The 23,036-nt window shown below is 60.6% G+C and carries 23 protein-coding genes; 8 read left to right on the forward strand and 15 right to left on the reverse strand.

What is annotated here, in order from left to right:
* Positions 1 to 89: 89 nt before the first annotated feature.
* From msrQ to C8K61_RS26270, 6 genes are all read right to left on the reverse strand, one after another.
* Positions 90 to 716, reverse strand: a complete 627-nt coding sequence (gene msrQ / locus C8K61_RS26245) for a protein-methionine-sulfoxide reductase heme-binding subunit MsrQ (protein ID WP_108099949.1) — start codon at positions 714 to 716, stop codon at positions 90 to 92.
* Positions 716 to 1,723 carry a protein-methionine-sulfoxide reductase catalytic subunit MsrP gene (msrP, locus tag C8K61_RS26250; RefSeq protein ID WP_108099951.1) on the reverse strand — a complete coding sequence of 336 codons (1,008 nt, stop codon included), beginning with the start codon at positions 1,721 to 1,723 and terminating at the stop codon, positions 716 to 718. Before msrP ends, msrQ begins: the two co-directional genes overlap by 1 nt.
* A gap of 63 nt (positions 1,724 to 1,786) precedes the next feature.
* Positions 1,787 to 2,602 carry a CDP-diacylglycerol--serine O-phosphatidyltransferase gene (gene pssA, locus C8K61_RS26255; RefSeq protein ID WP_108099953.1) on the reverse strand — a complete coding sequence of 272 codons (816 nt, stop codon included), beginning with the start codon at positions 2,600 to 2,602 and terminating at the stop codon, positions 1,787 to 1,789.
* Between the two features lie 150 nt (positions 2,603 to 2,752).
* The gene (gene ilvC, locus C8K61_RS26260; protein WP_108099955.1) at positions 2,753 to 3,769 is read right to left on the reverse strand and encodes a ketol-acid reductoisomerase; all 1,017 of its coding nucleotides are present in this window, start codon (positions 3,767 to 3,769) and stop codon (positions 2,753 to 2,755) included.
* 48 nt (positions 3,770 to 3,817) lie between these two features.
* Complete coding sequence (gene ilvN / locus C8K61_RS26265; RefSeq protein WP_108099957.1) at positions 3,818 to 4,309, reverse strand: acetolactate synthase small subunit; 492 nt, start codon at positions 4,307 to 4,309, stop codon at positions 3,818 to 3,820.
* Between the two features lie 2 nt (positions 4,310 to 4,311).
* Complete coding sequence (locus tag C8K61_RS26270) at positions 4,312 to 6,036, reverse strand: acetolactate synthase 3 large subunit (RefSeq protein ID WP_108100024.1); 1,725 nt, start codon at positions 6,034 to 6,036, stop codon at positions 4,312 to 4,314.
* A gap of 407 nt (positions 6,037 to 6,443) precedes the next feature.
* On the opposite strand from C8K61_RS26270, the gene C8K61_RS26275 reads away from it, so the two are divergent.
* A complete protein-coding gene (locus C8K61_RS26275) occupies positions 6,444 to 6,884 on the forward strand; it encodes a DUF4124 domain-containing protein (RefSeq protein ID WP_108099959.1) in 441 nt (146 codons plus the stop codon).
* A gap of 45 nt (positions 6,885 to 6,929) precedes the next feature.
* Here the strand turns inward: C8K61_RS26275 and C8K61_RS26280 are convergent, their stop codons facing one another.
* The 3 genes from C8K61_RS26280 to mrcB are packed head-to-tail and all read right to left on the reverse strand — an operon-like array spanning position 6,930 to position 10,348.
* Positions 6,930 to 7,262 (reverse strand): YqcC family protein, encoded by a 333-nt coding sequence (locus tag C8K61_RS26280; protein ID WP_108099961.1) that lies wholly within the window; start codon positions 7,260 to 7,262, stop codon positions 6,930 to 6,932.
* On the reverse strand, positions 7,262 to 8,005 hold the full coding sequence (locus C8K61_RS26285; protein ID WP_108099963.1) for a M48 family metallopeptidase: 744 nt from the start codon (positions 8,003 to 8,005) through the stop codon (positions 7,262 to 7,264). Before C8K61_RS26285 ends, C8K61_RS26280 begins: the two co-directional genes overlap by 1 nt.
* A 15-nt stretch (positions 8,006 to 8,020) precedes the next feature.
* Entirely contained in the window at positions 8,021 to 10,348 is a 2,328-nt protein-coding gene (mrcB, locus tag C8K61_RS26290; RefSeq protein ID WP_108099965.1) for a penicillin-binding protein 1B, read from the reverse strand.
* A gap of 117 nt (positions 10,349 to 10,465) precedes the next feature.
* Between mrcB and C8K61_RS26295 the strand changes: the two genes are divergently transcribed.
* The 5 genes from C8K61_RS26295 to C8K61_RS26315 all read left to right on the forward strand — a co-directional run bounded on the left by C8K61_RS26295 (position 10,466) and on the right by C8K61_RS26315 (position 14,425).
* Positions 10,466 to 12,028, forward strand: a complete 1,563-nt coding sequence (locus C8K61_RS26295; protein ID WP_108099967.1) for a bifunctional aminoglycoside phosphotransferase/ATP-binding protein — start codon at positions 10,466 to 10,468, stop codon at positions 12,026 to 12,028.
* Positions 12,029 to 12,113: 85 nt separating this feature from the next.
* Positions 12,114 to 12,464, forward strand: coding sequence for a pentapeptide repeat-containing protein (locus C8K61_RS26300; RefSeq protein ID WP_108099969.1), 351 nt, complete (start codon positions 12,114 to 12,116; stop codon positions 12,462 to 12,464).
* A complete protein-coding gene (locus C8K61_RS26305) occupies positions 12,461 to 13,216 on the forward strand; it encodes a class I SAM-dependent methyltransferase (protein ID WP_108099970.1) in 756 nt (251 codons plus the stop codon). Before C8K61_RS26300 ends, C8K61_RS26305 begins: the two co-directional genes overlap by 4 nt.
* A 33-nt stretch (positions 13,217 to 13,249) precedes the next feature.
* Positions 13,250 to 13,522 (forward strand): TfoX/Sxy family protein, encoded by a 273-nt coding sequence (locus tag C8K61_RS26310; RefSeq protein WP_108099972.1) that lies wholly within the window; start codon positions 13,250 to 13,252, stop codon positions 13,520 to 13,522.
* Between the two features lie 105 nt (positions 13,523 to 13,627).
* Complete coding sequence (locus tag C8K61_RS26315) at positions 13,628 to 14,425, forward strand: Crp/Fnr family transcriptional regulator (RefSeq protein WP_108099974.1); 798 nt, start codon at positions 13,628 to 13,630, stop codon at positions 14,423 to 14,425.
* Positions 14,426 to 14,738: 313 nt separating this feature from the next.
* Here C8K61_RS26315 and C8K61_RS26320 read toward each other — a convergent pair whose 3' ends face one another.
* The 6 genes from C8K61_RS26320 to C8K61_RS26345 form a co-directional block, all read right to left on the reverse strand.
* A complete protein-coding gene (locus C8K61_RS26320) occupies positions 14,739 to 15,599 on the reverse strand; it encodes a ChaN family lipoprotein (protein ID WP_108099976.1) in 861 nt (286 codons plus the stop codon).
* Between the two features lie 16 nt (positions 15,600 to 15,615).
* Positions 15,616 to 16,383 carry a heme ABC transporter ATP-binding protein gene (locus C8K61_RS26325; protein ID WP_108099978.1) on the reverse strand — a complete coding sequence of 256 codons (768 nt, stop codon included), beginning with the start codon at positions 16,381 to 16,383 and terminating at the stop codon, positions 15,616 to 15,618.
* Entirely contained in the window at positions 16,383 to 17,420 is a 1,038-nt protein-coding gene (locus C8K61_RS26330; protein ID WP_108099979.1) for an iron ABC transporter permease, read from the reverse strand. Before C8K61_RS26330 ends, C8K61_RS26325 begins: the two co-directional genes overlap by 1 nt.
* Positions 17,417 to 18,316, reverse strand: a complete 900-nt coding sequence (locus C8K61_RS26335) for a hemin ABC transporter substrate-binding protein (RefSeq protein WP_108099982.1) — start codon at positions 18,314 to 18,316, stop codon at positions 17,417 to 17,419. The genes C8K61_RS26330 and C8K61_RS26335 overlap by 4 nt, the downstream gene beginning before the upstream one ends.
* Before the next feature lie 104 nt (positions 18,317 to 18,420).
* Complete coding sequence (locus C8K61_RS26340; RefSeq protein ID WP_108099984.1) at positions 18,421 to 19,503, reverse strand: hemin-degrading factor; 1,083 nt, start codon at positions 19,501 to 19,503, stop codon at positions 18,421 to 18,423.
* 20 nt (positions 19,504 to 19,523) lie between these two features.
* On the reverse strand, positions 19,524 to 20,261 hold the full coding sequence (locus tag C8K61_RS26345) for an energy transducer TonB (protein ID WP_108099986.1): 738 nt from the start codon (positions 20,259 to 20,261) through the stop codon (positions 19,524 to 19,526).
* 137 nt (positions 20,262 to 20,398) lie between these two features.
* Here C8K61_RS26345 and C8K61_RS26350 point away from each other — a divergent pair, with 137 nt between their 5' ends.
* Both C8K61_RS26350 and C8K61_RS26355 read left to right on the forward strand, forming a co-directional pair.
* Positions 20,399 to 22,636 carry a TonB-dependent hemoglobin/transferrin/lactoferrin family receptor gene (locus C8K61_RS26350; protein WP_108099989.1) on the forward strand — a complete coding sequence of 746 codons (2,238 nt, stop codon included), beginning with the start codon at positions 20,399 to 20,401 and terminating at the stop codon, positions 22,634 to 22,636.
* Positions 22,637 to 22,709: 73 nt separating this feature from the next.
* Complete coding sequence (locus C8K61_RS26355) at positions 22,710 to 23,033, forward strand: Rieske (2Fe-2S) protein (protein WP_108099991.1); 324 nt, start codon at positions 22,710 to 22,712, stop codon at positions 23,031 to 23,033.
* The last annotated feature ends 3 nt before the right edge of the window (positions 23,034 to 23,036 follow it).

Genomic DNA, 23,036 nt, shown 5'->3' on the forward strand with positions numbered 1-23,036 from the left:
GCTAACTTATTGATTAGCTTGAAGTTTTAAGAGCCTTCCGCGCCGGAAGTGGTGCGCATTATAAGCACCCACAAAATACCGTCAAGGCATTATTGCGACAAGTTTTGCGATTTAGCTCGAAAGCCACTAATCCAGCGGTTCAAGCGCGCCAGAACCCCAGGAATACGCAACACCATAAGGAACGCTGCAAACGTCGCATAAATTAGCCACTCCTCTATATCTGCGCGCACCACCCAGAGCATGTGCAGCAGCACTAACGCCAATACCGCGTAGACCAAGCGATGCAGGACCTTCCAGCGACGACCGAGCTTGCGCATGCTCCAACGATTGGAAGTTACCGCCAACGCCAGCAATCCCAGAAAGGCCAAGGCGCCCACGAAGATATAAGGTCGCTTACGCAAGTCGATCAGCAACTGCCCGCCATCCAGACCAAGAACAAACACCGCATACACCGACAGATGCAGCACTACATAGGCAAAACACCAGAGCCCGAGCTGGCGTCGAACCGCCAGCCAGCCACCCCAGCTACTCAGCCGCTGCAAGGGCGTCATCGCCAGGGTGATTAGCAGCAGTGCCAATGCCGCTAATCCCAGACGATCAACCAATACCTTGCCGGGATCAGGCCCGAGCGCAAACGACCACGCCTGATACAGCCAAAACAGCGGAAGAATCGGCGCCACACAGAACACCACTACACGCCAAAGCCGATATCGCATCAGTAGTTCGTCCGCAAATCCAGGTTGCCATACAACCCGGCCACTTCGTCATAGCCGTTGAACAGCCGGGTGGGCATCACGTTCGGACTGAACAAGGTGCTAGGCAACCGCCGCTCATGGGCCTGAGTCCAGCGCGGATGGTCGACTGCCGGATTGACGTTGGCATAGAAGCCATACTCATCCGGCGCAAGAGCCTGCCAAGTATTCTTCGGCTGCTCGGCAGTCAGGGTGATCCGCACGATCGACTTGATGCTCTTGAACCCGTATTTCCACGGCACCACCAAGCGCAACGGTGCACCATTCTGCCCGGGAAGCACGCGGCCATACATGCCGACCGCTAGAATCGCCAACGGGTGCATCGCCTCGTCCAGCCGCAAGCCTTCTATATAAGGCCAATCGATCAACGAGAAACTGGAGCTCTGCCCTTCCAGGTGTTCGCGGTCAACGATGGTCTCGAAGCGCACGTACTTGGCATTTGCCGTCGGCTCAAAACGCTTGAGCACATCGCCCAATGAAAAACCCAACCAGGGAATCACCATCGACCACGCCTCTACACAGCGCAGACGATAGATGCGCTCCTCGATCTGCTGCTCTTTGAACAGGTCCTCGACTGAATAACGACCCGGCTTGCCTACTTCACCATCAACCATCACGGTCCACGGCTCGGGCTTAAATGCGCCGGCCAGGCGCGCCGGATCACCTTTGTCCGACCCGAACTCGTAAAAGTTGTTGTAGTGCGTGGCGTCTTTATAGGGAGTGAGGGTCTCATTGCCCGCCGTCACTGCCTGCCATTTCGCCGCTTTCAATTTATCGGTGAACCAGCCCGGCGCTTGCGCTGGCTCGACATCCGCATAGGGCGACGCATCCGCCTGTACAGAATGAGGCAACGCCAACGCGGCTGCAGCGCCACCAGCGGCAGCAAAGAATGAACGGCGGGAGAGGTAAATCGACTCAGGCGTGACGTCGTTTTCGCGCGACGCGGAAGCAGAAGGGGTTTTGATCAACATGAGAACTCCGCGACTATCAGTGACTGACGCGCCAATAGACCGCGGAGCTCGGGGGAAATTACATCACTCGGCAGTTTTACGGCGACGCAAACGCAGCAGGTACTGCACAGGGCCGGAAGCAGCATAGGCGAGGAAGATCAGCAGCAGAATACGCGGTGGATCGCTGAATACCACGGCGAACACCAATACCACTGCCAGGATCGCCACAAACGGCACGCGCCCCTTCAGATCCAGATCCTTGAAGCTGTAGTACTTGATGTTACTGACCATCAACATACCCGCAGCTGCGACCATCAAGGCAACCACAAAGGACATCTTCGAGCCCTGGATACCGAAGTCACTGAACGCCCATACGGTACCGGCAACCACGCCCGCCGCTGCGGGGCTGGCCAGACCAATAAAGTAGCGCTTATCGACCGTGCCAATCTGGGTATTGAACCGCGCCAAGCGCAACGCCGCGCCAGCCACATAAATAAAGGCGACCATCCAGCCGACCTTACCCATGCTGCCCAACGCCCACTCGAACGCGAGAATTGCCGGCGCCACACCGAAAGCCACCATGTCCGACAGGGAGTCGTACTCGGCACCGAATGCGCTCTGCGTATTGGTCAAGCGAGCAACACGACCATCCAGGCTATCGAGCACCATGGCAACGAATACCGTTGCAGCTGCCACATAGAAGTTGCCGTTGATGGCATTGATGATTGCGTAGAAACCGGCAAACAAGTTGGCGGTAGTGAACAGGTTGGGCAGCAGGTAAATGCCGCGATGACGCACTTTGCGTCCTTCAGCGTCATGACCTTCTTCAACATGCTCATCAATTGGCAGCAGGCTTTCTGCATCGGGACCGGTAGCCGGTTCCTCGGGACGTTCGTTCATGAACAACACCTTGCAACGGTTTGGAAAGTTTTCGACCAATAGGCTGACACAGGGTTCAGCGGGGCGTGGCCCTGACGCTTTATACCAGAAGCCTTAGCCTAGAACGAAAAAACGCGGCCGTAGCCGCGTTCTTTCTAGACATCGATAGCCTTAGTTCTTGGCTTTGTCGACGATCTTGTTGGCAGCGATCCAAGGCATCATGGAACGCAGCTGCTCACCAATGATCTCGATACCGTGAGCGGCGTTGTTACGGCGCTTGGCGGTCATCGATGGGTAGTTGGTAGCGCCTTCGCTGATGAACATCTTGGCGTACTCGCCGTCCTGGATGCGCTTCAGAGCGTTGCGCATAGCCTGACGGGATTCGGCGTTGATGACTTCCGGGCCGGTCACGTACTCGCCGTATTCGGCGTTGTTGGAGATCGAGTAGTTCATGTTGGCGATACCGCCTTCGTACATGAGGTCAACGATCAGCTTCAGTTCGTGCAGGCACTCGAAGTAGGCCATTTCTGGCGCGTAGCCCGCTTCAACCAGGGTCTCGAAGCCAGCTTTAACCAGCTCAACGGTACCGCCGCACAGTACGGCTTGTTCGCCGAACAGGTCGGTTTCGGTTTCGTCTTTGAAGGTGGTTTCGATGATACCGGTACGGCCACCGCCAACGCCCGAAGCGTAGGACAGCGCAACATTTTTGGCGTTGCCCGAAGCGTCCTGGTAAACAGCGATCAGGTCAGGGATACCGCCGCCTTTGACGAACTCGGTACGTACGGTGTGGCCCGGAGCCTTCGGCGCGATCATGATCACGTCGAGGTCAGCGCGCGGTACGACTTGGTTGTAGTGAATCGCGAAGCCGTGGGAGAAGGCCAGGGTGGCGCCTTTCTTGATGTTCGGCTCGACTTCGTTTTTGTACAGCTGGGACTGGAACTCGTCCGGGGTCAGGATCATGACCAAGTCGGCAGCAGCAACGGCAGCCGGCACGTCAGCCACTTTCAGACCGTGAGCTTCAGCCTTGGCGCGGGTGGCGGAACCTGGGCGCAGGCCCACAGTCACGTCAACACCAGAGTCTTTCAGGTTGCAAGCCTGGGCGTGGCCCTGGGAGCCGTAACCGATGATGGCTACTTTTTTGCCCTGGATGATCGAAAGGTCGCAATCTTTATCGTAAAAAACTTTCATGAATTTCCCCTGATTTCTGAGGCCCGCTGGGGCCTCGCGCTAAATGAGTTAGATGCTCAGAACTTTGTCGCCACGGGCAATGCCGGTGACGCCACTGCGGACAGTTTCCAGAATCGAGCTAGTGCCCACGGCCTGGATGAAGCTGTCCAGCTTGTCGCTGGTTCCCGCGAGCTGGATGGTGTAGACGCTGCTGGTCACATCCACGATCTGGCCACGGAAAATATCGGTAGTACGTTTGATCTCAGCACGCTGAGCACCCGTCGCCTTAACCTTCACCAACATCAGTTCGCGCTCGATGTGGGCGCTTTCCGACAGGTTCACCAGCTTGACCACTTCGATCAGCTTGTTGAGGTTCTTGGTGATCTGCTCGATCACTTCATCGTGACCAACGGTGGTCAACGTCAGACGCGACAGCGTCGGGTCTTCGGTTGGCGCCACGGTCAGGCTTTCGATGTTGTAGTTACGCTGGGAGAACAGACCCACTACGCGGGACAGTGCACCCGGTTCGTTTTCCAGAAGCAGGGAGATGATATGTCGCATGATTATGTCCGCTCCGTCTTGCTGAGCCACATGTCACGCATGGAGCCGTCTTTGATCTGCATCGGATAAACGTGCTCGCTGGTATCGACCTGGATATCGAGGAACACCAGACGATCTTTCATCGCGAACGCTTCGGCCATCTTCGGCTTCAGGTCTTTCAGATCGGTGATCTTGATACCCACGTGGCCATAAGCCTCGACCAGCTTGACGAAGTCTGGCAGCGACTCCATGTAGGAGTGCGAGTGACGACCGCTGTAGCTCATGTCCTGCCACTGGCGAACCATGCCCAACACGCCGTTGTTCAGGTTGACGATCTTCACCGGCAAGCCGTACTGCAGGCAGGTGGACAGTTCCTGAATGTTCATCTGGATGCTGCCTTCACCGGTAACGCACGCAACGTCGTCATCCGGGAAGCTCAGCTTGACGCCCATGGCCGCCGGGAAACCGAAGCCCATGGTGCCCAGACCGCCGGAGTTGATCCAACGGTTCGGCTTGTTGAAGCGGTAGTACTGCGCAGCGAACATTTGATGCTGGCCCACATCGGAAGTCACAAAGGCGTCGCCATTGGTAACTTCGCTGAGGGTCTCGATCACGGTCTGCGGCTTGATGATGCTGCCATCGCCCTTCTCGAACGGGAACAGGGCACCGCCGGCACGCCATTCATCTACCTGTTTCCACCAGCTGGCCACCGCTTCTTTGTTCGGGGTTTCGCCGATTTCTTTTAGGATCGCGACCATCTCGGTCAGCACGCTATCGACCGGGCCAACGATAGGCACATCGGCCTTGATGGTCTTGGAGATCGACGCTGGATCGATGTCGATGTGGATGATTTTGGCGTTCGGGCAGAACTTCGAGGCGCCGTTGATTACACGGTCATCGAAGCGCGCGCCAACAGCCAGAATCACATCGGCGTGGTGCATCGCCAGGTTGGCGGTGTAGCTACCGTGCATACCGAGCATGCCGATGAACTGGCGATCGGTACCAGGGAAACCGCCGAGGCCCATCAAGGTGTTGGTCACCGGCAGATTGAGCATTTTCGCCAGCTCGGTGAGCGGCTCAGCTGCGTTGCCCATGATCACGCCGCCACCCGAATACAGAATCGGGCGCTTGGCAGCCAGCAGCATTTCGGCCGCTTTGCGGATCTGGCCGGAGTGGCCACGAACCGCTGGGCTGTAGGAGCGCAGCTTGGCTTTTTTCGGGTAGACGTATTCGAATTTTTCCGCCGGGTTGGTCATGTCTTTCGGGATATCGACCACTACCGGGCCTGGACGGCCGGACTGGGCGATATAGAAAGCCTTCTTCATGACTTCCGGGATTTCCGACGCGTGCTTGATCATGAAGCTGTGCTTCACGATAGGCCGGGAGATACCGATCATGTCGGTTTCCTGGAACGCGTCGGTGCCGACCATGTTGCTCGGGACCTGGCCGGACAGGATCACCATCGGAATGGAGTCCATGTAGGCGGTCGCGATACCGGTGATAGCGTTGGTCGCGCCTGGGCCGGAGGTCACCAGTACCACACCGGCTTTACCGGTGGCACGGGCATAACCGTCAGCCATGTGGGTCGCAGCCTGCTCGTGGCGAACCAGGATGTGGCTCACTTCCGGCTCTTTGAACAGGGCATCGTAAATATGCAGGAGGGCACCACCTGGGTACCCATAGATATGCTTAACGCCTTCGTCACGCAAAAAGCGGACGACCATTTCAGCGCCAGATAAAAGCTCCACGTTGTTCACCTCTAAAACGCTTAGAGAACCGCTCGAAAAGAACGGGTCCGAATAGGTTTACCGCCAAGCAGAGCATGAGCGACGGTGGTCGCCGACTACGCCAGCTACTACTTGAGCAAGTATTGGGAAGGCCCCTGAGTGTTTCGGGGTTTTCCCACCCAGCGCGAGGTAACGCGTTGCGGGTGTAACAGGTCGGCACGGGTATGCGCCTCATGTCTGCTGAGCTAAAGCCTGCTTGCGGCCGACTCCACTACAGCGAACGTCGAATTGTTCGGATTCAGCGCGCTCAAGTCAAGTCATCCGTTATGCTTTCTTCGATTTACAGCTGTGACATGGCGCAGGGTGACGAGCGGCCGGATTTGGTTATAGTTAGCACCACGTTCCGCCGTTAATCAGAAGGACACCGCATGCGACGCATGATTATCACCGGCAGCCTGCTGCTCGCCTTGAGCGCTACTGCTTCGGCCAGCCAGGTTTTCAAATGGGTCGATGCACAGGGCAACACCCATTTCGGTGCCCAGCCGCCGCAAGGCCAGGACGCCACCCCGATCAATACCGGCGTGGCCCAACCCAAACCCGCTCCACAGCCTCTGCCCACCTTGCCCACCCCGGGCTCGGCAGATGATCCGGCGCAGAAGGCCATCGACGAGAAGGTTAAAAAAGAAGTCGCTGAGCGCGAAGAGCAGATGAAGAAGTACTGCGAAGGCACGCGGACCAACCTGGCCCAGTTGCAAAACAACCCGCGCCTGACCGCTGAGGTGAATGGCGAGATGCGTCGCCTGACTGAAGAAGAGCGTCAGAGCCGGATTGCCGAAAGCCAGAAAGGCATCGCTGAAAACTGCAAGTGATCGACGCGCGCAACCTGGCGTTGCGCGCCGTTTTACCCCGCTAGGTCAGGCCCTGGCGGCACCAATCAAGCCGTCAAACTCCCCCAGCAGCACCAGCAGCCCCTTGGCTTTGCCGAGGTTGGCGGCGTAGACCATTTCTGCCATCGGCCGAATGCCGGACACCGACGGCAATGGCTGATCACTTTCGATGATCAGCTTCATTCGCGGCAGAAAGATCCACTGCAACCATTCCTCAAACGCCAGGCTGTCGACACAGAACGGCTCGACGCTGGTCAACGCCTCGGCCGAGGGCGGGCTATCCGCCCACCATCCTTGCTCGCGCAGCTCGCGCTCGATCAGTAACAGGTGATCCGCCAACGCGGGTAAACGCCGATCCATTACAGGTTTACCTGAGCCCGCTGACGCGCTTGCGCGGCGCCGGAAGCGTTGCCTTGTTTCTCGCGAGCCTGCGCAATCAAGCCCCAGAGGCTGGCCTGCAGGGTCGGGCGGCCATTGGCGTAAGTCAAACCACGTTGCGCCACTTGCTCAGCCTGGGCGGCGTCGCCCTGAGCCAGACGCACCTGAGCCAGACGGTAAAGCACTTGCGGCTCGCTCGGGGCGATGCGCTGGGCACGCTCCAGGCTCGACGAGGCACCATTGAGGTCGCCGCTGCTCTGCTGCTGTTGTGCAGTGGTCAGCAGCGCCAGCACCGGGCCATCCAACTGTTCATCAGCCGCTAGACCGCCTGCCGAAGGAATGCCACTCGGCGCTACAGGTGCTGACGGGGTGTAGGTGCTGCCCACGCCTGGGCCGGTAGTGATCGGGCCGGGGGTAATGCCGCCAGGGGTAATCGGCGCACTGCTGACCGAGGAACCACCGGCCGGGTAGGTCTGGATCGGCGCTGCCGCCCTGCCCTGCCCTGGCACCATCACCACCACGCCCGAATCTTGTGGCACAGCCTGACTTTGCGACTGCGGCGTCTGGGCGTAACCACCACCAGTAGATGCCCGGCCATTGGCCGCAGGACGCTCGTTGGAAAGCGGCGCACCGGAATCAACAACCGGAATCGAACCGCGCTGAACGCTGGCACAACCGGTCAGCAGGCTGGTGGCCACTAATGCGGGAATCAACCACTTATTCACTGAGCACCTCATCACTTAATTCATCCACCCGCGCACCCAGTCCATCACTTCACCGGCGGGCGCTTGCCCGCCACATGCGGTACCGGCTGCCGGCTCGCTGCCGCGAATATACGGCATCTGCACCGCGTTCGGGCAGCTGGCATCGGAGCCCTGGCCGTTGTTGGCATCCACCCACACCTGCACCACGTTATCCGGCAGCGGCATGTTCAGTGGCAACGGGTCGGCCTGCTTCATGAAACCGGTCCACACCTGCAACGCGCCGGTGGCGCCGGTAAACGGCGTGCCGCCGTTGTCGTCACGGCCCATCCACACCACAGCCAGCAAGTCCTGGCTGAAACCAGCGAACCAGCTGTCACGCGAGTCGTTACTGGTGCCGGTCTTACCGGCCAGATTGAGCGAGGCCGGCAACTGGCTGTAAACCGAACGCCCGGTACCTTCACGCATCACTCGCTGCATGGCGTTCTGTACCAGGTAAATGGCACCTGGGTCGAAGCGCTGCTGAATCTGGAACGGATAACGCTTGAGAGGTTCCCCTTCGGCGGTCAACACGCTGCGGATACCGCGCAGCGGCGTGTTGAAGCCACCGTTGGCGAGGGTCTGGTACATGCCTGCCACCTCGATCGGCGCCAGCGCGCCGGCGCCCAGCAACATCGACGGAAACGCCGGCCACTCGCGCGACACGCCCAAGCGCTCAAGGGTTTTCAGCACGTTCGGCACGCCCAGCTCAAGGCCGAGTTTGGCGGTCGACAAGTTGTAGGAGTTCGCCAGGCCCTGGTACAGGTAAATGGTGCCGTGGGATTTGTGGTCAAAGTTTTGTGGCGTCCAGACCTGACCGTCCTTGCCTTTGACCGAGAAATTTTCATCTTCCAGCCAGCTGGTCAGGGTGTACTGACTTGGGCGCTCAAGCGCCGTCAGGTACACCGCCGGTTTGACCAACGAGCCGATCGGGCGCACCGCATCCAGAGCGCGGTTGAAGCCAGCGAAGCGCGGTTGACGGCTGCCGAGCATGGCCTGGATTTCACCACTTTCCGGGTTGGTCACCACCATCGCCGCTTCCACTTCATCCACCCCTTTACGGCCTTTGAAGCCCTTCAGGGTGGTGCGCAGTGCGGTTTCGGCTTTCTGCTGCAGAATCGGATCGAAGCTGGTGAAAATGCGCAGACCTTCTTCGGTCAAGTCTTCGTCGCGGTAGTCCTGGCGCAGCTGGCGTTTGACCAGATCGAGGAAGGCCGGATAGGAACTGTCCGCCATGCTGCCGCGCTTGGTCACACCCAGAGGCATCTTCTTCGCCGCTTCAGCCTGCTCCACGGTGACCACGTTCTGTGCGGCCAACAGGTCGAGCACCAGGTTACGGCGCTCCAGCGCACGGTCCGGATTGCGCCGCGGGTTGTAGAAGGTCGGGCCTTTGACCATACCCACCAGCAACGCCACTTGGTGCAGCTTCAGCTCCGCCAGCGGCTGACTGAAGAAGTACTGACTGGCCAGACCAAATCCGTGCACTGCACGCTGCCCGTCCTGGCCGAGGAATACTTCATTGAGGTAGGCCTCAAGGATTTCCTGCTTGCTGTAATGCAGCTCCAGCAACAGCGCCATCATCGCTTCGGTGGCCTTGCGGGTCAGGCTGCGCTCGCTGGTGAGGAAGAAGTTCTTCACCAACTGCTGGGTCAGGGTACTGCCGCCCTGGCGCATCTGGCCGGCGCTGGCGTTGACCCAGAAGGCCCGGGCAATGGATTTTGGCGACACACCGAAGTGGTGGAAGAACTCGCGGTCTTCCACCGCCACCAGGGTTTCCACCAGGTAAGGCGGCACCTGGTCGAGCTTGATCAGAATGCGGTCTTCGTTGTGCGCCGGATACAGGCCGCCAATCAGCAGCGGCTCCAGGCGGGCGACCGCCAGGTCCTGGCCACTGGCTTGAGTGAGACCGGCGACGTAATCACCGGAGAACTTCACCCGAATACGCTGCGCCGCTTCCGCCCCTTCGTAAAACTGAAAGCCACGGGTATTGAGGTCGATGGTATTGCCACCCACCACCGCCGCGCCGGGGCCGGTCACCGTGGTTTCACGGCGATAACCGAGGGCATCGAGTTCGGTCAGGAAGTCGTCCTTGGCCAGCTTCTGGCCCACGAACAATTCCAGCGGCCGGGCGTACACCTTGGCTGGAATGGTCCAGCGCTTGCCGGAGAATTTCTCCTGCACCACGGCATCCAGGTAGACAGCGAAACCCGCCACCACCACCAGGCCGACAAGACTGAGTTTGAGCAGCCAACCCAGCCAGGGGCGCATGCCACCAGAACGGGATTTAGGGCGCGAACGAGAGGGGCGAGAAGATCGGGTACGTGTCATGGCGGCGCATTATACGCACTTTGCCTGGGCCAGACAGACGCCTCCCAGCGGTTTGCACACTCGCTCACAGCCGCCATAATGGCGACCTGAATCCTGCCCGTTATTCAAGGAAAGACCGTGAGCCAAACCCTGATCGCTGCCCTGCAGAACCCGGCCCTCTACCCCCATCCGGTGGAGAGCTTCCAGGTCATTGAAACGCACATCTCCTGGGTGGTGTTGACCGGTCCCTTCGCCTACAAAATCAAAAAACCGGTGAATTTCGGCTTTCTCGATTTCACCGGCCTCGATGACCGCAAGCACTTCTGCAACGAAGAGCTGCGCCTCAACCAGCGCCTCACCGAAGGCCTGTACCTGGAAGTGCTGCCCATCACTGGCAGCGCCGAAGCACCCCAACTCAACGGCGACGGCCCGGTCATCGAATACGCGCTGAAGATGCGCCAGTTCCCGCAAAGCCAACTGCTGGCCGAAGTGCAGAGCCGCGGCGAACTGACCACTGACCATATCGATGCCCTGGCCAGTCAGATCGCACACTTCCACCTCAACGCCCCGCGGGTAGCCCCCGAGCACCCCCTGGCCAGCTCTGCGGCCATCATGGCGCCGGTGACGCAGAACTTTGAGCAGATCCGCCCGATGCTGTCCGACAAGGCCGACCTGGTCCAGCTCGACGCCCTGCAAGCCTGGGCCGATGCCAGCTTCGAGCGCCTGCAGCCGCTGTTCGAGCGCCGCCGTACCGAAGGTTTTATCCGCGAATGCCACGGCGACATTCACCTGGGCAACGCCACCATTGTGGATGGCAAGGTGGTGCTGTTCGACTGCATCGAGTTCAACGAACCCTTCCGCCTCACTGACGTGACAGCCGATGCCGCATTCCTGGCCATGGACCTCGAAGACCGCAATCTCAAACCGCTGGCTCGACGTTTCATCAGCGCCTGGCTGGAGCAGACTGGCGATTACGACGCCCTGGAAATCCTCAATTTCTTCAAAGCCTATCGCGCCATGGTGCGCGCCAAGGTCGGCCTGTTCCGTCTCGGCCAGGAAGAAAACCCGGTGCAGCGCGCGGTGATCCTGCGTCAGTACCGCAGCTACGCCGCCCTGGCAGAAAGCTACAGCGCCATTCCTTCGCGCCTGCTGGCCATTACCCACGGCGTTTCGGCTGTCGGCAAAAGCCACGTAGCCATGCGCCTGGTGGAGGCTCTTGGCGCCATCCGACTGCGCTCCGACGTTGAGCGCAAGCGCTTGTTCGGTGAGCAGCAAGCCGCCGAAAAAGGCCAGCTGACTGCCGGCATCTACAGCCAGGACGCCAGTGCCGCCACTTACCAACGCCTGCACCAATTGGCCAGTGCCGCACTGCACGCAGGCTTCCCAGTGGTGATCGACGCCACCTACTTGAAACAGGCTCAGCGCCATGCCGCGCGGGATGTAGCCCAGGAAACCGGCGCACCGTTCCTGATTCTCGATTGCCAGGCGCCGGAAACCGTCATCGCCAGCTGGCTGGCGCAACGTCAGGCGGCTGCCAAGGACCCGTCCGATGCAACGCTGGAAGTGGTCAAAGCCCAGCAAGCCAGCCGCGAAGCGCTGGATGCCGAGGAGCTGGCGCAGACCAAGCAAGTGAACACCCATGAAAGCGCCAGCCTCGACTCCCTGATCGAGCGCATCCGCCAACGTCTGCCGGGCCTCTAAGGCCCGCGCCAGAAGCGTGCCCGGCTGCGAGCAGAGCCGGGCATCGCTTCTATACTGCCGATGAACCCCTCATCGGTACCCCGTCATGACCAAGCCGCTCCAGTTGCACACCGCGCTGTACGCCCTGCTGCACAACGAAGACATTGAAGGTTTCAACGCCAAGAAGGCACAAGGCGGCGATGTCGACCTCACCGATGGCGACTTCCGTGGCCTGGACCTGCGCCTGCTGGATGCTGACGGCATCAACTTCACCAACGGCTACTTCCGTGGCGCCGACCTGCGCGGACTGGACCTGCGCAACACGCGCATGGAAGGCGCGAGCATTGCCCACGCGCAAATATCCGGGGCGTATTTTCCGGTCGAGCTGAGTGCCGACGAAATTCTCATGTCGCTGAATTTCGGCACCCGCATGCGCTACCGGCGCAGTGACAAATGACTGAAATCTCCCAGCTGTTTGGCGCCCGTGCCGATGCATACGCCAGCTTTCGTCCGCGCTACCCCAACGAACTGTTCGCCTGGTTGGCGGCCAATAGCCCCAACACCGATAGCGCGCTGGATGTTGCCTGCGGCTCCGGACAAGCCAGCCAGCCACTTCTCGCGCACTTTCAACAGGTGCTGGCCTGCGATGCCAGTGTTGAACAACTCAGCGCCAGCCGTGAACTGGCCGGTGTACAGCGCTTTGCCGCCGACGCCAAGCAGTTGCCGCTGGCCAACCAAAGTCTGGACCTGATGATTGTCGCGCAGGCCCTGCACTGGTTTGCCAGCGCCGACTTCTTCGCCGAAGTACAGCGCCTGTTGCGACCAGGCGGGCTGTTTTGCGCCTGGTGTTATGGGCTGATGCGCATTGACGATGCGGTCGACAGCGTGATCAATCGTTTTTACTGGCAGACCCTGGGCGGCTATTGGCCCAGTGGGCGAGCCAGCATCGACGCGGGCTACAGCGACATTCACCTGCCATTTGCGGCGATCCCGGTGCCCGCCTTCGCCATGCAGGCGCAATGGAGCTTCGAGCACCTGCTGGGCTACCTGCGCACCTGGTCGGCCAGCCAGCTGTGGGAGCGTAAAAATGGTCACGACCCGGTCACCGACTTGGCCCCGGTACTGCAGCAAGCGTGGGGAGATATCAAACAGCCACGTTTTATCCACTGGCCGCTACACTTCGTGGCAGGGTCCCCGCCACACCGGTAGCGGCGGGCTATGTACGGCAGCCAAGGAGGCGCGATGAACGACGAACTGCAACACCTGAAAAATCTGGGAAAAACATCATCGCAATGGCTGCATGCCGTCGGCATCCATAGCGCAACCGACCTGCGCCGCCTGGGCGCGGTGGGCGCCTATCGCGCCGTGCAGGCCCGAGGTTTCCGAGCATCCAAGGTTTTGTTGTACGCCATTGAGGGCGCATTGCTGGATGTGCACTGGAATGAGTTGCCACCGGCCCATAAAGCAGAGTTGAATGGCCAACTTGACGCCATGCCACCCAACAATAAGAGCTAGCTCACATCCTCTACGCTCAACGATTTACGCCAGGGCGGGCGCGAACTATTGTTTCAGGGACCTTCGTGCGTTCTCGTAAGCCCAGCCAGTTCAAGGAATTACTGTATGTACCTACTCGGGGAGCAACCGGCCTACGCCGACCAGCTGATCAACCGACTGCAAGGCATCCCCACGCAACTGCTGGAAGGGCTTGCGCCTTCAGGCGCCACGGTGCGTCTGGAACGTACTGACGACCTCTCGCAAGAACTGCCGGGCAACCAGCTGTTCATCATCGAGAATGGTCTGCTGCATGCGCTGGTCGACGAGCGTCCACTGTTCTATCTGCAGGAAGGCGATCTGTTCGGTCTGCGCCAGGGCATCGAATTCCCCACCTGCCGTTACAGCAGCGAAGAGCCCCTGAGCCTGGTGCCATACACCCGCACTGAAGTGTTCAAACACATCTACGCCAGTGAAGTGCGCTTGGAACTGTTCGTGCAGTACCTGATTGGCCACACCGCCTTGCTGTCCGACGCCCTGGCGCGCCTGAAGCAACCGGAAATTCGCCCCGCCACCGGCTTCCAGCATTTCGCCGCCGGTGAAGAGCTGATTCACCAGGGTGACGAAGCGGATCACGTGTTCATCATCATCGAAGGTCACGCCGAGGCGTACGTGGATGGGCACAAGGTCGGCGACGTACAGAAGGACGAAATCTTCGGTGCCATGGCGGTGTTCACCCGCGAGAAGCGCAGCGCCACCGTTCTGGCCAGCGAGCCGTGCACCGTGATGGTTATTCCGAAGGAGCAGTTCCTCAGTCTGACGCAGAGCAATCCGCGCATCGCCCACAGCCTGATCGAGAGCATGGCGCGGCGCATCGACCTGCTGAACAAAGAAGTCACCCAGCTGCGTCTACCCGCCAGCGAGTAATCGGCAACCCCTTACAAAACCCGGCCTGGCGCCGGGTTTTTTGTTTCTGTAGCGGCGTTTTTGCCGGGCCAGGAAAAAGATGCGAATCAAGTGTTGACTATGAAATGAGAATTGTTATTATTATCACAACTGGTCGCGAGATCAGTCGATATTCTGAGAGACCTTCAGTCGGACTTTTCAGATTATCTCCTCATCAGGCTAATCACGGTTTTTGACCCAGCTCTTGCTGGGTCTTTTTTTGCCTGCGAAAAAGTACCGTCCGAGGCCAATAAAAAACCCGCCGAAGCGGGTTTCAGTCAGCAGTAACTAGCGCTTAGCGACGCAGCTCCGCGCAGTGGTCTTTGTCCGGCAGCGCCGGGGTGTACCAGACATAATCTGCGCTGGTCGCCGGCACCGGCTTGCCCACTTCGGCCAACACCAGGCTGACACTGCCCTGCCCCGCGCCCAGATCACCAAGGTGCAACGGCACGCCCAGATCGCGACGCACATGGAATGCCCCGGCAAACAGCAACGCCGGCTGTGGTGCGGCCACCAGACGCTGCGCCATGCGCCGATCACGCTGCTGCTGCACGGCCAGCATCGAGGGCAACTGCTCTTCCGGCAGCAAGCCACAATGGGACTCGCGAATCTGCTCCAGCAGCGGCGCCTGCACGCTTGGCGCGGTGGACGCCGAGCCCGCCAGCACTGGCCTGGTTTTGTAGATGCCCATGATCTCGCTGCGATCGAGGTTAGCCGCCAACAGCGGATACGGCTGCGCCAAGGCATGCCGCACGATCGGCCCGTACATCGACCATTCCCAGTTTTTCTGCCAGGCCAGGGCAGCGGGCAGGTCCGCCACTTCGTGGCCACGGGCCTGATCAACCTTGGCCTGCTGGTCCGGGTTGAGCATCTCCATCAGCACGCTGCCTTGCGCCCGCTTCTGCTCCAGCGCCTGCAGCAGCCACAACTCCAGCGCATGGTGATCGGGGTTGTCGTGCTGCTCGCCCACCAACACGCGCGGCGCGGGTGCCAGGCGTTCGATGAGTAGTTCAGGGGTCAATTGCTCACCGCTGTGCAGGTCGCGGATGACGCCCAGGTCGGCATGGTCGCGACCATTCGGCGCTTGCCACGTAGGCAGCGGTGGCAACGCTTGGCAGCCGCTAAGGAACACACAAAACAACAAAACAAAACGCATGACAGGTCCTTAAAAACTAACGGGCAATGATCAGCGGGTGACCCCGCTCGGGGTGGTTCTGCACCAGCACTTCCAAGTCGAACACCGCTTGCAGCGGCTCGGCCTGCAGCACTTCATGGGGCGTACCCAGCGCATGGGGGCGACCGCCCTGCAGCAACAACACACGGTCGCAGTAACGCGCCGCCAGGTTCAGGTCATGCAGAATCACCAGCACCGCCACGCCACTGGCGGCGATGTTGCGCGTCGCTTGCAAGGTGGTGTGTTGGTGCAGCGGGTCGAGCATTGAGGTCGGCTCGTCGAGCAGCAGGGTCTGCCCAGCCGCGCCCGGCCACAACTGCGCCAATACCCGCGCCAAATGCACGCGCTGGCGTTCGCCGCCGGACAGCTCGAGGTAATTGCGCCCCGCCAGGTGCCCGGCGTCCGCAGCGCCCAGCGCCTCGGCGATGATTTCCTGATCGCGCACGCGGCCGGTTGCATGGGGCAAACGGCCCATGCCCACGACATCTTCCACGCGAAAAGCAAAGTTCAGCGTCGAGGTCTGCGGCAGGATGGCCAGGCGCTGAGCGCGCTCGGGCCCGACCCAGGTCGATAAGGGCTTACCGTCGAGCGTCACATGCCCCTCGCTCGGCTTCAGCTCGCCGCTCAAGGCATCAAGCAGCGTACTTTTGCCGGCGCCATTGGGGCCTAGCACGCCCAGCACTTCGCCCGGCTGCAAGGCCAGATCGATACCGCTCAGCACCAACTTACTGCCACGCTGAATGGCCAGATTCTCTGCACGGAGCATCAGGCGCGACCTCGCAACAACAGATAAAGGAAGAACGGCGCGCCGATCAGCGCCGTGACAATGCCAATGGGCAGTTCAGCCGGGGCCAACGCCATGCGCGCCAACACGTCGGCAAACAGCAGCAACGCCGCGCCCGCCAGCGCCGACGCAGGCAGCAGCACGCGATGATCCGGGCCCACCAGCAAGCGCACCAAGTGCGGCACCACCAAACCGATAAAACCGATCATGCCCGCCGCCGCGACTGCCGCGCCAACACCCAACGCCGTGCAGAACACCAGCTCGCGTTTCACCCGCTCAACCTCGAATCCCAGGTGCCGCGCTTCCGACTCGCCCAGCAGCAAGGCATTCAAAGCTTTGGCGCGTTTTGGTAACCACAGGCCGACGGCAATGGTGACCACCAACAACGGCCACAATCGCGAATAGCTGGCGCCGTTCAGGCTGCCCAGGTTCCAGAACGTCAAGGTACGCAGCGTGGCGTCATCGGCCAGATAGGTAAACAAACCGATCACTGCGCCCGCTAACGCCGTCAGGGCAATACCGGCCAACAGCATGGTCGACACGCTGGTCTGGCCATTGCGGCTGCCCAGGCGATACACCAGCGCCGTCACCACCAGCCCGCCGGCGAACGCACTGACCGACAACAGATACGGCGCAATGGCATCCGGCAGGCCGCCCAACCAGGCGCCGCCCACAATGGCCATGGCCGCTCCCAGCGCAGCACCACTGGAGACACCGACCAAACCTGGGTCCGCCAACGGGTTGCGAAACAGGCCCTGCATGGCCACGCCGGACAGCGCCAGCACGGCACCGACCGCCAGCCCCAACAAGGTACGCGGCATACGGATCTGGCCGATGATCAGTTCGGCCTGTTCCAGCTCGGCGCCGCCAATGGGCGCGCCAAATACCCGCAGCGCGCCTTTGAAGGTGTCGAGCAACGGCAGGCTGACCGGGCCGAGCGCCAGGGACAACAGCAGCGCGAGCGCCAGCAACAGGCCCAGTGCAATAAACAGTGAGCGCGGAAGAACAACTGGATTCATGGTTGCGGCTTAGCGTCGGCAGTCAGGGGTTGCGCGGCAGGATAGAAGGCTGCACCCAGCACCGCCAGTGCATCCGGCACACGCGGGCCGAGACCACCGACCAGCAGCGTCGGGTCAAGCGCCAGCAAGCGGTCGTTCTTCGCCGCACGCGTCGCGGCCAACGCCGGGTTCTGCTTGAGCAAGGCGGCCTTGGCTTCCGGGCCGGCGATGCTGCGGTCGGCGAAGATGATTACTTCCGGGTCCAGCGCCAGCAGAGCTTCGGTCGACAGCGCCTTGTAGCTGGTGTGGGTGGTGATGCTCCGGCCACCGGCCTGCTCGATCAGCCAGGCACCGATAGTGTCTTGGCCAGCCGCCATCGGGCTGCTACCGGAATGGGACAGCAACAGCAAAACAGTGGGCGCAGGTTTGCCGGCTTGGGCAACCTTCACCCATTGCGCCTGGGCGTGCAGACGCTGCTTATAGTCGGCCAGTGTTTTCGCCGCACGCGGTTCATCACCGAGCAGCGCCCCGATACGGGCAAGGTTGTGTTCCAGGGTCGGCACGTCTGCTTTGGTCGACAACGATTCAATCGTCACCCCGGCGCTTTTCACCTGCGCCAGCACCGGCGGCGGGCCCATCTCTTCGCTGCCCAGCAGCAAGTCCGGCTTCAGGCTCAAGATACCTTCAGCGGCCAGTTGGCGTTGATAGCCAATGCTCGGCAGTTGTTTCAATTCGATCGGGTGCAGGCTGGTGGTGTCGACGCCCACCAGTTTGCTCTGACCTCCCAGCATAACCACCCATTCAGTGATCGAACCACCGGCACTCACCCAGCGCTGTGGCAAGGCATCGGCGGCAACCACCGACTGACTCAGAAGAACAGCGCAGCACAGGCTGGCAACACGGGCAGTCACACGCATGAAAGGCTCCTTTTAATTCTTGGGGGAAGCTTAAACAGTAAAAAACCAGCCAGCGCCTTTCAAAGAGCAGGCACAGGCTGGTTGGGTTCTAGCTAATCAGGCGATCAGGCTTGCAGAGCAGGAGCCGCCTCGGCCAGGGCACGCCATTCGGTCAGCTCCGGGATGCCCGGTTTGCGTGCGCCGAACAATTGCACGATCAGCTCGCCATTGGCATCGAAGGCTTCATAGCTGGTGATCACGCCGTCGCTGCTTGGTTTGCGTACGCGCCACAATTGGGCCACCGAATGGCTCTTGAGGTGCAGGTTGAACTCGGGGTCGAGCACGTTGAACCAGGTGTCCATCCAACGCAGGTTTTTCACCAGGCCGCTGTGGATCTGGATGCAGTGACGGTTGCCGACAAACACCATCAACGGCACTTCGGTGGCGCCAGCAGTTTCCATCAGCTTCGCCAGTTCAGCCGGAGCCAGCGGCTCAGCCCACTCACGACCGGCCAGACGCAGAGCCTGGGTGCGGGTGGTTTCGTGCTTTTTCAGCAGGGCGAAGAAGTGGTGGGTGTCTTTCAAGGTCGACCAGCCTTCGCGCAGCGACTCAACGTCGATTTCGCTGTCAGGCTTGGCAACGACCGGCGCCGGCAGCGGCTTCAGTTCCAGCACGGAGCTTTGCTCTTCGGCGCGGAAACGCTCAACCAGCGGTTCCCAGGCGGCTTCGGTGCTGTCTTCGGTGAGGAACACTTTGTGTACGGCGACGCCTTGGTAGTCGAACACCTGGATGCTGCGCTGAGTGCCCTTGGCGGTTTCTTCGGCGATGGCGAACACACTGGCCCAGCCGCCGAGGAACAGACGCAGGTCGATGTCCGGCGACACCACCAGGCCCATCTGCCCGTTGGCCATTACAGTCACGTCGCGGTAGTAGCCTTTGCGCTCGTGCACGCAATCTTCATTGCGGGTCAGGGCCATGATGTAGCCCAGTTCACCGAGGGCTGGCAGCAGGGTGGCCCACTCCGGGTTCAGGCGCACGGTGTCGACGCCCAGGCGGCTGGCGACCAGTTCGCCTTCGCTCACGGCCAGGTGCGCAGCGGCATCGCGGGCACGCATTTTTGGCTGCTCACCACGCAGGGTTTGCCAGGCCTGGTACAGATCGCTGGCAGCACCAGCGGTTTGGGTTTCAGCCTGAGTATGGCTAGTCATGGACAACTCCTCGATCACAATCAACGGCTCGCCGTCAGGGCGAACTCAATAGGTATTTGCACGCGGCTCGGTACTGCTCGTCCGTCTACGGTTTCGGGGCGGAAATGCCAGTCGGCTACCGCCTCCAGTGCGGCTTCATCCAGGCTTTCAACCCCGGAAGAACGCACGATTTGCAAGGCGCGCTGCTGGCCGCGCTCGTCCAGACGCACCTCCAACACCACCACGCCCTGCTGATTACGGCGCTTGGCCAGATTCGGGTAATGCGGCTGCGTGGGCGGCTGCAGGTAACTCGGTTTGTTGCTGAACACTTCTTTAACAGCAGGCGCCGGCGTCGGTGCCGCCTGACCGGCCGAGGTAGCGGCGCTCGGCAACTCCACTTTCGCCAGCTCCGGCCCTAGAGCAGCTTTTGGCTCGACCTGCTTGGGCGGCGTGGCTTTCTGCGGTTGGGGTTTCTGCGGCGGCGTCACTTTTGCCAGCGGCCGAGACTCGACTTTGCGCTCGACGAGCAGCGGCTTGACCACCGTCGGCGTCGGCGCAACCACCGGTTCCACAACCGGCTTGGCCGGCTCGACGGCAACCGGCTGGGCCATCGCCACAGTGGCTGGTGCCGGAGCAGGCGGCAGTTGGATCAGCATCACCGCAGGCTGTTTAGCCAAATCCTGGGCACGCCCCGCCTCTACGACCGACTCGCGCAGAAACAAGCTCGCCATCGCATGCAGCGCGAGCGACACCAGGAAATACAGCGAAAAACGCAGCATCGGATCCCAACACCTAACAAACACGAATCCATTTGATAATTATTTGCATTTGCATGTCAAGACCGCTAACGTTCCGCCCCGATATCAAACCGGTGGCCCATGCAGCCACCCGACGTTAACGATCTAGGAGTAGATCCATGTCCCTTCGTCCGCCCTTCGCCCACAAGCCTTGGCTGGTCCTGCTGTTGCTCTCGCCGTCGCTGGCCTTCGCCGCCAATAACGCCGAAAAGACACCGACACAATTCGACACAGTTACCGTGACCGCGACCCGTACGGAGCAGAAGCTCGACGAGGTACCGAGCACGGTTTCGGTTCAGACCGAGCGCGACATCGACCAGAACAACGTCAAAGACATCAAGGATCTGGTGCGTTACGAGCCGGGCGTTTCGGTAGGTGGGACTGGCAGCCGTTTCGGCCTGTCGGGATTCACCATTCGCGGTATTGGTGGCAACCGCGTGCTGACGCAAGTGGACGGCGTGGCGGTTCCGGATGCCTTCGCGTTTGGTCCTTTTATGGAAGCCCGTCGCGACTACATCGACCCCGACACCATGAAGCAGGTGGAAATCATCCGCGGCCCCGCGTCTTCGCTGTACGGCAGCGATGCCATCGGCGGCGCGGTGAGCTTCCTGACCAAGGATGCCGCGGACTACCTGGAAGATGGCGATGACGCTTACGCCCGCCTGAAAACCGGTTTCGACAGTTCCGATGACAGCTTCATGCGCAGCGCGACCGTCGCCGGCCGCCTGGGCGACGTCGATGGTGTGGTGCATATCGGCCACCGCAATGGTCAGGAGGTCGACTCCTACGGCGGCAACGACGGGATCGGAGCCAGCCGTGGCGAAGCCAACCCGCAGAACTACAGCGCAGAGAACCTGCTGCTCAAGGGTGGCTGGAACTACCACAACAATGATCGCCTGCAGCTGACCTACGAACGTTACTCGGTTGATACCGACACCGAGGTACTTAGCGAATACAGCAACACCGCGACCATTCGTACTTCGGACGCCACTGATAGCACTGACCGCGAACGCTACAGCCTGCAGCACACGTTCGAGCTCAACAGCCTGTTGGTGGACAAAGTTGACTGGCATCTGGACTACCAAGACAGCCAGATTCGCCAGCGCACCGAGCAAGAGCGCTTCGTTTCCAGCGCTTTGCGCGATCGCTACCGTGACTCCAGCTACGAAGAAAAACTCTGGGTGCTGAATGCCAAATTCGACAAAGCGTTCGCCACCGGCCCAGTCAACCATCAGCTGATTTACGGCTTCGATGTAAAACGCCTGGAAAACAGCGACCTGCGTCGTGGCGCGGAAACCATCCGTGCCACCGGTGCTGCCGTTCCTGTCGGCTTCGGCGGTGATGTCTTCCCGGTTAGCGACTTCCCGGACCCAACCACCAAGGAATACGCACTGTTCGCCCAGAACGACATGACCATTGGCCGCTGGAGCATCCTGCCAGGCCTGCGTTATGACCGCTTCGAGATGAAGCCGCACGTGACTCAGGAATACCTGAACAGCCGCGCGACCGATGCCAATCCGGACGACACCAAGGATGAGCATGTTTCGCCCAAACTCGGCGTGACCTACCAGGTGAACGACGAGCACAGCGTCTACGGCCAATACGCCGCCGGTTTCCGCGCGCCGCAAGCCGTGGAAATGTTCGGCGAGTTTGCCAACCCAGGCCTCTACCGCACCTTGGCCAACACCAAGTTGAAAGCGGAAACCAGCGACAGCTATGAGTTCGGTCTGCGTGGCAAATACAGCGTAGGTAGCTTCGGCGCCGCCCTGTTCTATAACCGCTACAAAGACTTTATCGATCAACAGCAAACCTCTCCGTCCGCCGTCGCCGGCTACCTGTATGACTTCCAATACGTCAACAGAGACCGCGTCACCATTCGTGGTGCCGAGGCCAAGGGCGAGTTGTTCCTTGATCAGTTGGGTTGGACGCCGAGCGGCTGGAAAGCCATCGGTTCGGTTGCCTACGCTCGCGGCAAAGATGAAGGCACTGGCCAGCCGATCAACAGCGTAGACCCGCTGAAAGGCGTATTCGGTCTGGGCTATGCCGAGCCCAACGGCAAGTTTGGCGGCAGCCTGAACTGGACCCTGGTAGCGGCCAAAGATCGCGTTAACAATGGCTCGGCCGAGGAAGAGGGCACGCCTGATCAGTACGAGCCTTCCGGTTACGGCCTGCTCGACCTGAACGGTTGGTGGCAAGTCACCCAAGAGTTCTCGGTCAACGCCGGCCTGTACAACCTGGGTGACAAGGAATACTGGCAGTGGGGCGACGTTCAAGGCCTGAGCTCGCTGAACACTGGTCTGGACCGTTACTCCCAGCCTGGCCGCCACGCCGCAGTCAATTTCATCTGGGAAATCTAAAACCCGATCTGGGAAATCTGACTATCGCCTACCCCAGGCGCGCGGGATAATCCCCGCTCACCTGGAGGCGACTATGCAGTTTCTCTGCGCCCCGGAATCTCTGGCCGAAGGTCAGAGCCGGGGCTTTTTGTTGGGCGGGACAAGGCTGTTGGCCGTGCGCAAAGCAGGCCAGGTGCACGCCTACCTCAACCGCTGCCCGCACAAGGGCGTGCCATTGGAATGGCAGGCGGACGAATTTCTCGACAGCAGCCGTAGCCTGATCCAGTGCGCACGGCATGGCGCGCTGTTTCTGATCGACTCGGGGGAATGTGTGACGGGGCCCTGCGAGGGCGAATCGCTCACCGCCCTGCCCTGCCGCGAAGATGGCAGCGGTATCTGGGTCACCTTGCCGAACTAGGGT

Source organism: Pseudomonas sp. GV071, assembly GCF_003050835.1.
GTDB lineage: Bacteria > Pseudomonadota > Gammaproteobacteria > Pseudomonadales > Pseudomonadaceae > Aquipseudomonas.